Source organism: Humibacter ginsengiterrae (assembly GCF_054780115.1).
On record NZ_BAAGWY010000001.1, the window covers coordinates 161,758 to 174,636 of the forward strand.

Below are 12,879 nucleotides of genomic sequence, written 5' to 3' on the forward strand. Positions count from 1 at the left end.
CGTGTATTGCGACTCGTCGGTGCTCTTGCTGCGCTAGGGACTGCAACGCGTGGAGACGGCCGGATATTGCGTCACTTCGCCTGGTCGTAACTGTCCACCACGGCGACGCTGAGCGGGAACTCGACCGGGAAATCGCCGAACAAGAGACGCCCGGCCGCTCGCGCCGAATCCCGGACGGCGGTGGCGGCCTGCTCAGCAACGGCTGCGGGAGCGTGCACCACCACCTCGTCGTGCAGGAAATAGACGAGGTGAGGGCTGCGGTCGAACGGGGGCGCCGCACGAGAAGGCACATCGCCGACGATCTCGACAAGCCGGTTGCGCAGCTCGGCCATCCAGCACAGCGCCCACTCCGCAGCGGTGCCCTGCACGACGAAGTTGCGGGTGAAGCGACCCCAGTCCCGCGCGCGGGAGCGCGCACGGCGCTCCTGGTCGGCCGTCGCACCGGGGAGCGACGCGGCGCGCTGGCCCCCGAACCACTCCTCCGAAGGCAGAGGGGATGTGCGGCCGAGCAGCGTGCTCACCCGTTCGCCGCGCTCTCCGGCGGCTGCCGCTTCGGCAACCAGCGATACCGCCTGCGGATAGGCTCGCGCGAGTCGCGGCAGAACTCGCGCGCCGTCACCGGTCGTGCCGCCGTACATGGCCGCCAGCATGCCGACCTTGGCATGCTGCCTGCTGTCGACGACGCCGGATGCGACGAGGCCGTCGTAGAGGTCGCGCCCGCGCCCTGCGGCCGCCATCCGTTCGTCATGGGCGAGCCCGGCGAGGATGCGTGGCTCGAGCTGGGCGGCATCCGCGACGACGAGCTTCCAGCCCGGGTCCGCGACCACTGCGCCGCGCACCTGCTTCGGCAGCTGCAGGGCACCGCCCCCGCTCGTCGCCCAGCGCCCGGTCACCACGCCACCGGGCAGGTAATCGGGACGGAAGCGCCCGTCGTGCACCCAGGCATCCAGCCATGCCCAGCCGTTCGCGGCGTACAGCCTGGAGAGCTTCTTGTACTCCAGCAGCGCGGGCATGGCAGGATGCTCGACCTCGCGCAGCTCCCAGGCTCGTGTGCTGGATGCGTTGATGCCGGCCCGTTGCAGTGCCTTCACCAGCTCACCGGGCGAGTCCGGGTTGAGCAGCGGGGCATCCAACCCGGTACGGATCTGCGCGACCAGTTCCTCCATGCGCTCGGGGCGCCCGCCGAGCCGGTCGCGGGGACCGAGCAGTTCGGTGAGCAGACGCTCGTGCACGTCGGCCCGCCATGGAAGGCCGGCGTGCCGGAGCTCCGCGGCGACGAGCGAGCCGGCGGACTCGGCGGCCAGGAGAAGACGCATGCGGGATGCCGTGGGTCGATCGTCGATGGATGCGACGGCGCCCAGCTGGGCCCGCAGCTCTTCCACCTCATCCGTCTGAGTTTGGCTTGGGGCGGGGTCGTCGAGGCGGAAGAGTGCGTCGTCGGTTGCGGCCTCCGGTGCCGGTATATGCCCGGGCCACGGCGGTAGCGCGTCGTGCAGCGCCGTGTGGGCGACTGCAGCTGCGCCCCGCAGGATCGTGCCGCACAGGGCAAGGTCGACGCATCGAGCCACCCGGATGCCTTCGGCGAGGAGTCGCGGGTACCACGAGCGCGTGCTGTTCCAGACCCAGCGCGGCTGGGTCGACTCCGTGCGCCGCAGGTACTCCGGCCACTCGGCGGCGGCCAGTCTCGAAGTGGCGCGCTCCGCGCCGTCGGCGTCCATCTCGGTGACAGCGGTGCCGTCGGCAGTGCGACGTGCGACGAGATAGGAGGGCATCAGCGCGCTGCAGCGGGTTCGCTGCGCTGGCGTCCGAGCAGAGCCATGGCGTCGCGCACGGTCAGGCCTGGCAGGTAGGCCCGGAGCAGGGCGAGGCCGATCGCAGGCAGCGCTACCGGGTCGGGGTAGGCAAGGATGAGCGGCCGGAGCTCCGGCTGGAACTTGCGCTTGAATGACAGGAGCGAGCGGAAGCCGTACATCGCCTCCAGAGAGGAGGCGAGCATTGTCAGCACGGCTTCCACCGCACTGTCGGGTGCGTCCGCGGTCGTCGTCCGCGCAAGAGGCGCAGCGGAGAGGCTGAGGTAGTCCATGCCGTCCTCGCGCGCACGTTCGGCGGCGCCGGCGATCACGTACTCCATCACGCCGTTCGGCCCGTCGATGCGACGCCGCATGAAGTCAAGCGTCAAGCCGTGCACCCGGCCATCGCGATAGCCGGGCATCCAGCTCGTCACCGCCTGAATGACGCCCTCACCGTCCCTGGCCAGTAGGAGTGCGACGTCGCGATCGTGCAGTTCGTCGAGTCCGCCGAGCGTGAAGCCCATCTCGGGGAGCTCCTTCTGAGCGACCCATTGCTCGGAGAGGTCCGCGACCTGCCGCGTCGTCTCCCGCGACAGGTCGACGTGCCTCGTCCACTCCAGCGTGTAGCCGTCGCGTTTCGCCCGATTGATGGCCGTGCGGATGTCCTGCCACTTCTTACCGGTCGTGCTCCAGGACTGCGGCGCGATCACGGCCTCCTCTGCCACGACGAGACGATCCCAGCCGATCGAGGCGAAATGGGCATCCCACTCCCCCGCATCAACGCTGTAGAACGCAGGCGTCCAACCTCGGTCGTCGCAGTAGCGTGCGAACCCGGCCATGGCATCCGCCACGCGACCCGGATCGCCGAACGCCGCTCCGATCGTGATCGCCACGCCCCCGACGACCCGGTAGCCGACGGCAGTGCGCCCCTCCGGTCCAAACCAGTACGAGGTGTACGGCCAGGTCGTCATGAACGACAGGTGGTCGCCACCGTACTGCTTGAGGATGCGCCTGGCCCGGTAAGCATCGTGAACCGACGACGCCGGACGGGCGAGCAGCGGAGGAATCGCGGCACCGATCGCGATGAGCCAGAACAGCGGCCCGACGCCGTGGTACAGGATGCGACCGGCCAGAGACGACGGCAGAAAGTCCGGTATCTCCCGGTGCAGGAACGCGACGGGTATGAAGCGCTCGACCGCGTCGAGCAGCAGATCGGCGATGCTGATCGGCCGGTCGAAGGCGATCGTGCGCAACGCCCAGCCGAGTCCCACGTACAGCACGATCAGTGCGCCGACGCTCACCACCACGATGGTGAGATAGCGCACGATCGAGCGTCTCGTCGGCACGACGGTGAAGCTTCGCCGAGTGGCGAACAGCAGTACCGCCGTCACTATCGGGGCGACCACCGTCGCGCCGAGGGTCGCGACCACACCCCAGGAACCGTGATCCGGCAGACGCTGGACGCCGGGGATGCCGATGCGGGGCAGGAAACCGAGGTAGTACGCGGCGCAGAACGCGAGCAGCGCGTTCATCGCGATGCCGAGTCCGACGGCGAAGCGGCGACCCCTGGCGAGGCCCCAGGTCACCAGAACGAGCATGAGCAGGGGCAGCACGCTCAACACGATCGGGCCGAACGAGCCGATGCGTTCCAGCGTGATCGCGTGCACGCAGGAGCGGCTCACCGCGTATACCGTGCACGCGCGCAGCCCTTGCGGGTCAGAGGACGAGCCGTTGTCGAGCAGCAGTGCGAGCGGCGCGAGCAGGCCATGCGGATGCATCGACAACGCCGCAATGATCGGCCCGATTGCTCCGGTGGCAACGACCGACGCCATCAGCACGCGTACCTCGTGGTGGGAGCTCCACCCCCACTTGCGCGATCTGCCGGACGGGTTCAGAACCAGTCCCAGCGCGTATCCGATCAGCACCGCCAGCGCGCGATAAATGTCGACAGGGCCGCCACGGTAGAGCAGGAACATCAGCACGATCACGGTTGCGAGCACTCGGATGCGTCGCCTGGTGCGCACCGACGCGAACGCACTCGCCGTCATGACGGCGCCGGCCGCACCTGTCAGCGGGTCGAGCACGAGTGTGTCGAGAACGCCTTCGTTGAACATGCCGCCTGCCGAACCGATCACGGTCTGCACGGTGGCGCCGAGCACGTCGGCTGCGACGGCGGTGGCGAAGAACGCGAGCACCGTGCGCCAGGTTCCCATGCGGCGTTCGCTGATCGCCAGGGCGATTCCGCCGAGCACCAGGGCGAACGCGAGGGCCACGTAGTCGGTGGCGATGATCAGCGAGGTGACAGGGCTCCACCAGTGGCCCCACAACCCGAGCGGGTCGAAGCCGGTGGCGAGCATCCGTCGAATCGGAGCACGCACACCGGAGGGGGTGCTCACGATGATGGTGACGACCGTGACGACCACCAGGTAGGCGATGGTGAACGGCACGGTGGAGGCACCGTCGAGTGCTCCGCGTAGCAGTCGTGAACCCGACGATCCGGTGCGTGTTTCTGGGCGTGAAGCTGTCATCCGACCGCCCACCCTAGGGCATGCGAGCGACACGGCGACGGCCGACACGGGCACGACCTGAACGGAGACGACGGCGGACGTCGGATGCCCATGTGTCGCCTCCGCTCCGGCATGCTTGTCGGCCGGACTCGATTCTTCCCCGCGCATCTGACTGCCCGGCACTACTGAGCGGCGTATTCAGAAACGTGACAGCAGCCGCACATGTCGCGGACGGCCATCACACGAACTGGATGCCCAGCGTGTGCGGTCTCACAGGTTGAGCCGGCGCCATGCAGCCGGCGCATGGCCCGTTCATCGGTACCAGTAGGGCGGACGGGACTTGAACCCGTGACCGGCGGATTATGAGTCCGATGCTCTAACCAGCTGAGCTACCGCCCCGTGAGGCGCGACGCGGTCACTCCGCGTCGGCCGGTGCGACGTCGTCGGTGACGAGGTCGGGCACCGCTTCACCACGATACAGGCACTCGAAAGTGTTCAGCGTTCGCTGGATGTCGTGGGCCGCGATGAGCCGGAGGGACTCCTTCTTCATTGCGGTGAGTTCGTCGTGCGGCATGCGCAGCACCTTCTCGAGCTTGTCGGCGAGATCCTGTACGTTTCCGGGCTTGAACAGGTACCCGTTCTGCCCGTCATGCACGAGGTGCGGCAACGCCATGGCGTCGGCGGCGACGACCGGCAGCGCGGAGGCCATGGCCTCCATCGTCACGATCGACTGGAGTTCCGCGACCGATGGCATGGCGAGGACGGTAGCGCGCGTATAGGCCTCACGTAGTTCGTCGTCCGAGACGTAGCCGGTGAAGGTGACCCTGTCGCGGAGGCCGAGCTGTTCGGCGAGCTGCTCGAGGTGCTTGCGCTGATCACCGTCGCCCACGATCTCCAGCTTCGCGTCCAGGTCATCGGGAAGCATGCTCATCGCACGCACCAGTACGTCGATCTGCTTTTCGCCCGTGACACGACCGACGAAGATGATGCGGTTCTCCGTGCGCGGCTGGAAGTCGGCTGTGTACTTGTGGGCATCCACACCGCACGACACGGCGTACACGTCGCGAAGTCCCGTGTGCTCCTCGAGGAACTGCGCGGCCTTATGGGTGGGGGTCGTGACCGCTTCCGCCCGCCGGAACGTGCGCGCCGCGCCCTTCCATGCGATCCGCACGGACCACTTCTGCAGCCACGAGGGAATGAGCGAGAACTCGACCATGTTCTCCGGCATCAGGTGGTTGGTGCCGATGAGGCGGATGCCCCGCTTCTGCGCCTCGATGGACAGCCCGCGGCCCACGATGACGGGCGACTGGAAGTGCACCACGTCGGGCCGCACCTCCTCGAGCACGCGCGCGCTGTTGCGCCTGATGGTCCACGGCATGGCGAACCGGAGCCAGGGGTGCGGGCGCCAGCGCAAGCTGTACAGCCGGTGCATGATCATCCGCTGGCCCTCATGCTCTTCGATCCAGGTGCCATGCCGGCGTCCAGCCGAAGGTCCCATCACGTGAACCTCGTGCCCGCGCTCGACAAGGCCGGCGGCCAGTCGCTCCGCGAACCGTGCCGCTCCGTTCACGTCCGGTGCGAACGTGTCGACACCGATCAGCACCTTCAAGGGCTTGCGCTGCGCCTCCGCGGGAGGCGAGGGCTCCGCAACCGGTTCGCGTGAATCCGTCAAGGAGTCGTCCTTCTCTTCATGCTCTCCATGCCGTAGGCGGGGGCGTCGGCATGATCATCGCACCGGGAGTCGAGACCGGGCGGGATTACAACGCCCCAGTCTATGCAGAGCCCGCCCTGTGCGGGTTCTCCGGCTCCGCCGCGTCGTCGTACGTGCGCACACCCGGATGCACGCGAGCGAGCAGGAAGACACCGACAATCGCGATGGCCCCACAAAGGAGGAAGGCGAGCATCTGCCACAGCTGCGCACCCGCGGCCTCGTTGAGGATGGCGATGCCGATCGTGACCGCGATGAGCGGATCGATCACCGTCAGACCGGCGATGACGAGGTCGGGCGGGCCGGAGGCGTACGCGTTCTGCACGAAGTAGGCGCCGAGCCCGACTGCGGCCAGAAGCGCCAGCACGCAGAACAGCGTGAGCACATCGAACTCCTGCTGCTCGATTCGCGAGATGACGGACTTCGCCAGTGTCGCCACGAAGCCGTAGAGCACACCGGCCCCCACCACGTACCCGATAGCGGGCAGTCGGGACCGGAAGACGCCGAACGCCACTCCGCACAGCACGAGCACGATGCCGAGCACGATGAGGATCTCGACGAGGTCGCTCTCGGTGACCGGAACCTCGCGTGCGGCGAACGCGGCCACGACCACGAACGCTCCGACACCGCCCACGCAGAGGCAGATCGCCAGAATCGTGCGTTTGTTCAACCGGTTACCGCTCACCCTGGCGTTGATGATCGCCGTGATCACAAGAGAGACCGCGCCGAGCGGTTGCACGACGATCAGCGGCGAGAACGCCAGGCTCGTCAGCTGGAGCACGATGGCCAGGCCCAGCATCACAGTGCCCAGCACCCAGGACGGCCTGGCCAGAAGCAAGGTCAACTGCTTCAGCTGAAGCCCGCCACGACCGTCGTGCTCGGTGTGCCGCTCGACCTTTGTCACGCCTCGGTGCTGCAGTTGCGCGCCGAGGGAGAGGAAAACGGCGCCGACCAGGGCGATCGGGATGCCGATGAACTGGCGCGGCTGCAGAGCAGTGAGGTCGCCGGACGCTGCCGCCAGGTCGAAGATCACCACACGACCCTAACGTCAATGCGCGCCGATACCCTGGTCGAATGGCCGTTCTTCCCATCCGCATCTGCGGAGATCCCGTGCTGCACGCTCCGGCGACCGAGGTGACGGAGTTCGACTCCGGCCTGCGCGAACTGGTGCAGGACATGTACGACACGATGGCGGCCGCCCCCGGTGTGGGGCTGGCCGGCCCGCAGATCGGTGTGGCGAGGCGGCTCTTCGTCTTCGACTGGACAGATGACTCCGACGAGCGGCACCGCGGGGTCGCCATCAACCCGACCCTCTGGATCGCCCCCGTGCCCGCCGGCGACGCGGACCCCGAGACGGAGTCCGAAGGATGCCTGTCTTTCCCGGGCGAGAGATTCCCGCTCCGACGAGCCCCGCGGGCGATCCTGCAGGCCGTCGACCTGGAGGAGAAGCCGTTCGAGGTGCGAGCGGACGGCTGGCTCGCGCGGATCTTCCAGCACGAGTACGACCATCTCGACGGACTTCTGTACGTTGACCGGCTCACCGACGGCCACGCACGCACCGCGGCGAAGGTGGAACGCAAGCGCGGCTGGGGTGTTCCGGGCCAGAGCTGGCTTCCCGGTGTCGACCATCTCGAGGATTGAGCACCCGCCGGCGACAGCGGATGCTGCGCCGGCGGGCTGATCCTCAGCGGGGCGAGGGCCCTGGACGGTTCGCCCGCAGCACCTCGAGGCGCTTGCGGTACTCCACCTCGTCGATGTCGCCCTGCGCGAAGCGCTCGGCGAGAGTCGACTCCGCGTTGCTGCTCGCCGCCCAGCTCCCGTACGGGCCGAACTGGCCCGAAGGGCCGTGTTCGCGCCAGTACGCCCTGCGGCGCCTGGTGACGAGGAAGACGATCAGTGCGATCACGAGGATCCAGAAGATCGGAATGAGGAAGAACAGCGGGAAGAACGGGAAGAATCCCCCGGCCCACGGGCCGCCCCAGTGCGCCGCGACCGCGAGGGGTGCGGCGCTCGCAGTCGACAAGAGTGCGCTGACCATGATGAGAGAACCTTTCTGATACGTGAACGGGCCCGGTTCGAGCCGATTCCAGGTTCCTGCGGGGACTGGGGTGGGCGCGTCCGCCAGCGGGAGGCATCCTCCTGCTCCCATGGGAGCACGAGCAGTGCACCATGGGAGCACGCCGGAAGGCTCAGAACCGGCCGGGTGCAACGAGTCCCGACTCGTAGGCGATGACCACGAGGTGCACGCGGTCGCGCGCGTCGAGTTTCGTGAGGATGCGCGACACATGCGTCTTCGCCGTGAGCGGGCTCATGAAGAGCCGAACGCCGATCTCCGCATTGCTGAGGCCCTCTGCGACGAGGGCGAGCACCTCGCGCTCCCGCTCGGTGAGCGGCTCGAGCACGGCGGCGGTCACCTCGGGACGCACCGACCCGGCCAGACGTGAGAGCAGGCGTTTGGTCACCCCGGGCGACAGAAGCGCGTCGCCGGCCGCCGCTACCCTCACCGAGCGGATGAGTTCGACAGGGTCGGTGTCTTTCACCAGGAAGCCGCTGGCTCCGGCCCTGATCGCTTCCGACACGTACTCATCGAGCTCGAACGTGGTGACGATGACGACGTGAACGTCCTGCAGCGCTTCATCGCCCACGATCTCCGACGTCGCCCAGAGGCCGTCGCCGTCGGGCATCCGGATGTCCATGAGCACGACATCCGGACGCTCCCGTCGCACCAGGGCCACGGCGTCTCGCCCGGTGGATGCCTCCCCCACCACCTCGATGTCGGGCTCGTGGTCGAGCAGCGCACGGAATCCGGCGCGCACGAGCTGCTGATCATCGGCCAGTACGACGCGGATCACGCTGTCTCCTCTTTCGGTGCGGCTGGGCGTCCCCCTCGTGGGATCACGGGCAGACGTGCGATCACCCTGAACCCGCCGATCGCAGTCGGCCCGGCCTCCAGTGTGCCGCCGAGGGCTGCCGCTCGCTCTCGCATCCCCAGGATGCCCCGGCCGGGTGCCCTCCGGTCGTCGGCCTCGCTGGCGGCGGACTCCCGGGCCGGCCCGTTCTCGATACGGACGATCAGGGCGTCCGCTCGGATCGACACCTCGACCACGACGGAGGTGGTCGAGGCATGGCGGCGCACATTCGTCAGCGATTCCTGGACGATGCGGTATGCGGCGGTCTGGATGGCTGCCGACACGGACGGATCGCCGGTCCACGCACCGGTCGCGACCTCCCCGAGGGCTTCCACGCGTAGCCCGAGACGGCGGGTCTCCTCAAGCAGCGCAGGAAGCGCGTGCAGCGTCGGCTCTGGGCGCCGGGGAGCGGATGCCTCAGCCGGATCGTCGGACTGCCGGAGCATCCCGAGCACTCCGCGCACCTCGTCCAGGGCGGTCGCGCTCGTCTCTCGGATGGAGCGCAGGCTCTGCCTCGCGCTCTCCGGGTCGTCGTCGAACAGGTGGAGGCCGACGCCCGCCTGCACGCTGATCTGCGAGAGCGAGTGAGCGAGAACGTCGTGCAGCTCCCTGGCGATGCGCAGTCGCTCCTCCTCGGCGGCCGATCGCCGGCGGGAGGCTTCCTCGCGCGCCGCGGTTCGGAAACGCTCGCGCCTCCCGCTCGCACCGCTCGCAGCGGCCGCGACCACACAGAGCGCGACGGTGACGGCGAGCACCCGGATGCCCGCAGCACCGCCGCCCTGCGCCAGAATCCAGCCGATTCCGACCAGCCCGAGGCCGGCCAAAGTGCACCACGCCCACATCGACGCGCCACCGAGCACGGCCCGCGCGACGGCGATCGCGACCGCGAGCGCGGCGGCAGGCGGACCCGGTGCCAGCGCGATGGCCGGAACCGCGAGGGTCGCGACGGCGATCACACCGGCCCTGCGCGATGGGAGCAGCAGAAGCGCCGCGGCCGCTATCCCGAGAACGACCGATCCGGCTGACACCAGATCGACCGTTCCGCGGGCATGGTGCCAGGCGCCGCCGAATGCGAACGCGAGCCCTGGAAGCTGAACGAAGACGCTCAGGGCGGTGGCGAAGACCCGGGCACGCCATGAGCGGCGTGAGCGGATCTCAGGCGCCGGCTCGGGCCCGGTGCGCAGCCAGGGCGGGTACGGCATCTCCTCATGCTAGCCAGCGACCGCGTCCAGGCCGTCGGCCGCCGGGCGGTCGCGACTACTCCCCGCGGAGTACCGCCCGCACGCCTGCAGTCGGCTCATCGCCCGTCGCGATCGGACGGTCGGCGTGCTGCGACCACTGGCTCCACGATCCCGGATAGAGAGCGGGCCGGAACCCCGCGAGCATCAGAGCGGCGGCGTTGTGTGCCGCCGTCACGCCGGAGCCGCAGTACGTGGCAATCGCCCGGTCGCCGGTGACACCGGCCGCCTCGAACCGCTGCCGCAGCTCGTCCACGCTGAGGAATCGCCCCGAGGAGTCGACGTTGGCCGTCGTCGGCGTATTCCGCGCCCCAGGGATGTGGCCGGCGCGCGGGTCGATCGGCTCGGTCTCGCCCCGGTATCGTTCCGGGGCGCGGGCATCCAGCAGCACACCGTCATGTGCCACGCGCAGCGCCTCGTCCATCGAGACGACCGGGAGGTGGCCGTAGCTCAGCGACACGCTGCCGGGCGCCTGCTGTGCGACTCCGGACTCGAGCTCGCGACCCGAGGCGAGCCATGCGCGCAAGCCGCCGTCGAGCATCCGTACCTCGTCGAATCCGGCATACCGCAGGAGCCACCACGCGCGGGCGGCGGACATGTTGCCGAGATCGTCATAGACGACCACCAGGTCGCCGTCGTCGACTCCCCAGGAGCGGGCATCCGCCTCGAACTGCTCGATGGGTGGCAGCGGATGCCGGCCCTCCTTGGCATCCCCCTTCTTCGCCAACTGGGTGTCGAGGTCCACGTACACGGCGCCTGGAAGGTGCCCGGCGAGGTAGGCAGGGCGCCCATCCGGCACGTCCAGCCGCCACCGAACGTCGAGTAGCCTCACCGGGCGGCCGCCGGACGCGGCGTTCTCCAGCGCAGCTGCGAGATCGTCGGCGGTGATGAGCAGGTCGGAGGGATCGGACATGACGGCAACGCTACTCAGTCCTGTGGGCCCTGACGGCTACTCCAGGTCGTCTTCGGAGACCAGCTGCACGCTGCTGACACCGTCGATGCCGGTGAGCGCGTCGATGAGCGGGGTCGCGTCATCCGGGCCACGCAGCTCCAGCAGTACGGCGGCCAGACCGTCACCTGCCGGGTGATGGTCGGTGCGGCTGACCACCCAGCCGTTGCCGGTGATCGCGGTCAGAACGTCACGGAGAAGTCCTCTTCCGTCGCGGTAGACCACCTCCAGCTGCACCTGGGCGTTGCGGCCGCGCGGTAGAAGGCGCGTGACGGCCGTGAGCCCGTACGCGATCACGAAGTGCAAGGCGGTCACGGCCAATGCGAGCACCCAGAGTCCCGCTCCCGCGGCCATGCCGATCGCGGCGGTCTCCCACACGGACGCCGCCGTGGTCAGCCCGTGCACGGCACCGCGCCGGGTGAGGATGAGGCCTGCGCCGAGGAACCCGATGCCGGTGACGATCTGCGCCGCGACTCGTGACGGGTCGAGCGTGACGTGCGGGCCCAGAACATCGGCGAAGCCGTACTTGCTCACCAGCAGGAAGAGTGCTGCGGATGTTCCGACGATCGCCTGAGTTCGAAGTCCTGCACTCTTGCCGCGCAGCTGTCGCTCGAGACCGACGAGTGCGCTGAGCACGAACGCGAGTACAAGCTCGCCCACCTGGAGCCAACCCTGGCCCTGGAAGATGTCGACCGCGTGATTCATGACGCTTCGACCGTATGCCCGCCGCATTACCTGCGGCGAGGCCTTGACGCTCCCCCACTTGGACTCGAACCAAGAACCTGCCGGTTAACAGCCGGCTGCTCTGCCAATTGAGCTATGGAGGAATGCCCCCGCGGGGCTCACCTACTTTACCAAAGCGCGGCGCCTGGACAAATCGACAGCCAGTGTCGGGCGCAGCGCCGGAACCGCGGTCATTCGCTCAGGCGGAGCGCCTCGGCGAGCTGCGCCACGTAAGGGTGAGTCGGCGCGGTGAAGACGTCTTCCATGGTGCCGTATCCGACCAGCGATCCGGACTGGAGCACAGCCACTGTCGCGGTCGCGTGCCGCAGAACGCGCGCATCGTGGCTGACGATGACGGCAGCGAAATCGTGCTCACCGTGCAGCCTAGCCAGAAGGTCGACGACGGAGTCCCGCACGGTAACGTCGATGCCTGCCGTCGGCTCGTCGGCGACCAGCACGCTCGGCCCGAGCACGAGCGCTTGCGCGATCGCCACCCGCTGCCGCTGGCCACTGCTCAGCTCGTACGGGTACTTGTCGAGCGCGCCGAGCGGCAGCTGCACCGAATCGAGCAGCGAAGCGACACGCACGCCCGCCTCCCGCCTGCTGAAGTGCTTGTCCCGCTCGTAGATCGGCGCGGAGACCAGCTCGGAGACGGTCAGCGCCCGGTCGAGGCGAGTTCCGGCGTCCTGTCGTAGATAGCCGACGTGGAATGTGAGCGTGCTGCGGTCGCGGGAGCGCAGCCTCCTGATCGAGTGGCCCATCACCGTGGCGTCGCCTCCGGTGATCCTCGGCGCCGCTCCGCCGTCGGCACCCGCTCGACCGGAGACGATGCGTGCCAGGGTGCTCTTGCCCGAGCCGCTCTCGCCAAGGATGCTCAGCACCTCGTCGGGCCGCACGCGCAGGCTGATGCCGCGCAGGGCGACGCATCCCGCGGACGCCCCGTGCGACGGGTACTCCGCCGAGAGGTCATCGAGCACGATCGGGTCGCGGTAGGTCTGTGCGGTCATTCGGTGACTCCGGCGGGCATGAGAATCAGCCTATTAGGGACACCGTTG

Annotated in this window: 11 protein-coding genes and 2 tRNA genes; 1 reads left to right on the forward strand and 12 read right to left on the reverse strand. The window is 68.7% G+C overall.

Annotation, left to right across the window (positions count from 1 at the left end; genetic code table 11):
• Positions 1–71 precede the first annotated feature (71 nt).
• The 5 genes from ACYVII_RS00825 to ACYVII_RS00845 all read right to left on the reverse strand — a co-directional run bounded on the left by ACYVII_RS00825 (position 72) and on the right by ACYVII_RS00845 (position 7,035).
• Positions 72–1,772: a bifunctional 3'-5' exonuclease/DNA polymerase gene (locus ACYVII_RS00825; RefSeq protein ID WP_460529523.1), complete on the reverse strand. Its 1,701-nt coding sequence runs from the start codon at positions 1,770–1,772 to the stop codon at positions 72–74.
• Positions 1,772–4,318 (reverse strand): phosphatidylglycerol lysyltransferase domain-containing protein, encoded by a 2,547-nt coding sequence (locus tag ACYVII_RS00830; RefSeq protein ID WP_460529526.1) that lies wholly within the window; start codon positions 4,316–4,318, stop codon positions 1,772–1,774. Before ACYVII_RS00830 ends, ACYVII_RS00825 begins: the two co-directional genes overlap by 1 nt.
• A 304-nt stretch (positions 4,319–4,622) precedes the next feature.
• Positions 4,623–4,696 (reverse strand) — tRNA-Ile (locus ACYVII_RS00835).
• 16 nt (positions 4,697–4,712) lie between these two features.
• Positions 4,713–5,969, reverse strand: a complete 1,257-nt coding sequence (locus ACYVII_RS00840) for a glycosyltransferase family protein (RefSeq protein WP_460529529.1) — start codon at positions 5,967–5,969, stop codon at positions 4,713–4,715.
• A gap of 100 nt (positions 5,970–6,069) precedes the next feature.
• Positions 6,070–7,035: a DMT family transporter gene (locus ACYVII_RS00845; protein WP_460530497.1), complete on the reverse strand. Its 966-nt coding sequence runs from the start codon at positions 7,033–7,035 to the stop codon at positions 6,070–6,072.
• A gap of 44 nt (positions 7,036–7,079) precedes the next feature.
• On the opposite strand from ACYVII_RS00845, the gene def reads away from it, so the two are divergent.
• Positions 7,080–7,646 carry a peptide deformylase gene (def, locus tag ACYVII_RS00850; RefSeq protein ID WP_460529532.1) on the forward strand — a complete coding sequence of 189 codons (567 nt, stop codon included), beginning with the start codon at positions 7,080–7,082 and terminating at the stop codon, positions 7,644–7,646.
• A gap of 43 nt (positions 7,647–7,689) precedes the next feature.
• Here def and ACYVII_RS00855 read toward each other — a convergent pair whose 3' ends face one another.
• From ACYVII_RS00855 to ACYVII_RS00885, 7 genes are all read right to left on the reverse strand, one after another.
• Positions 7,690–8,043 (reverse strand): SHOCT domain-containing protein, encoded by a 354-nt coding sequence (locus ACYVII_RS00855; RefSeq protein WP_460529534.1) that lies wholly within the window; start codon positions 8,041–8,043, stop codon positions 7,690–7,692.
• A 151-nt stretch (positions 8,044–8,194) separates the two neighbouring features.
• On the reverse strand, positions 8,195–8,857 hold the full coding sequence (locus tag ACYVII_RS00860) for a response regulator (protein ID WP_460529537.1): 663 nt from the start codon (positions 8,855–8,857) through the stop codon (positions 8,195–8,197).
• Positions 8,854–10,116, reverse strand: a complete 1,263-nt coding sequence (locus ACYVII_RS00865; RefSeq protein ID WP_460529540.1) for a sensor histidine kinase — start codon at positions 10,114–10,116, stop codon at positions 8,854–8,856. The genes ACYVII_RS00860 and ACYVII_RS00865 overlap by 4 nt, the downstream gene beginning before the upstream one ends.
• Positions 10,117–10,171: 55 nt before the next feature.
• Positions 10,172–11,065 carry a sulfurtransferase gene (locus ACYVII_RS00870; protein WP_460529543.1) on the reverse strand — a complete coding sequence of 298 codons (894 nt, stop codon included), beginning with the start codon at positions 11,063–11,065 and terminating at the stop codon, positions 10,172–10,174.
• A 36-nt stretch (positions 11,066–11,101) separates the two neighbouring features.
• The gene (locus ACYVII_RS00875) at positions 11,102–11,806 is read right to left on the reverse strand and encodes an MgtC/SapB family protein (RefSeq protein WP_460529546.1); all 705 of its coding nucleotides are present in this window, start codon (positions 11,804–11,806) and stop codon (positions 11,102–11,104) included.
• 49 nt (positions 11,807–11,855) lie between these two features.
• Positions 11,856–11,928: transfer RNA gene (locus ACYVII_RS00880), tRNA-Asn, on the reverse strand.
• An 87-nt stretch (positions 11,929–12,015) separates the two neighbouring features.
• A complete protein-coding gene (locus tag ACYVII_RS00885; RefSeq protein ID WP_460529549.1) occupies positions 12,016–12,831 on the reverse strand; it encodes an ABC transporter ATP-binding protein in 816 nt (271 codons plus the stop codon).
• Between the last annotated feature and the right edge of the window lie 48 nt (positions 12,832–12,879).

What these genes read in the sequence shown, in the direction of transcription:
- ACYVII_RS00830 (WP_460529526.1), bottom strand. Translation starts at nt 4,318, where the DNA reads ATGACAGCTTCACGCCCAGAAACACGCACCGGATCGTCGGGTTCACGA.
- ACYVII_RS00855 (WP_460529534.1), bottom strand. Translation starts at nt 8,043, where the DNA reads ATGGTCAGCGCACTCTTGTCGACTGCGAGCGCCGCACCCCTCGCGGTC.
- ACYVII_RS00870 (WP_460529543.1), bottom strand. Translation starts at nt 11,065, where the DNA reads ATGTCCGATCCCTCCGACCTGCTCATCACCGCCGACGATCTCGCAGCT.
- ACYVII_RS00865 (WP_460529540.1), bottom strand. Translation starts at nt 10,116, where the DNA reads ATGCCGTACCCGCCCTGGCTGCGCACCGGGCCCGAGCCGGCGCCTGAG.
- ACYVII_RS00885 (WP_460529549.1), bottom strand. Translation starts at nt 12,831, where the DNA reads ATGACCGCACAGACCTACCGCGACCCGATCGTGCTCGATGACCTCTCG.
- def (WP_460529532.1), top strand. Translation starts at nt 7,080, where the DNA reads ATGGCCGTTCTTCCCATCCGCATCTGCGGAGATCCCGTGCTGCACGCT.
- ACYVII_RS00825 (WP_460529523.1), bottom strand. Translation starts at nt 1,772, where the DNA reads ATGCCCTCCTATCTCGTCGCACGTCGCACTGCCGACGGCACCGCTGTC.
- ACYVII_RS00875 (WP_460529546.1), bottom strand. Translation starts at nt 11,806, where the DNA reads ATGAATCACGCGGTCGACATCTTCCAGGGCCAGGGTTGGCTCCAGGTG.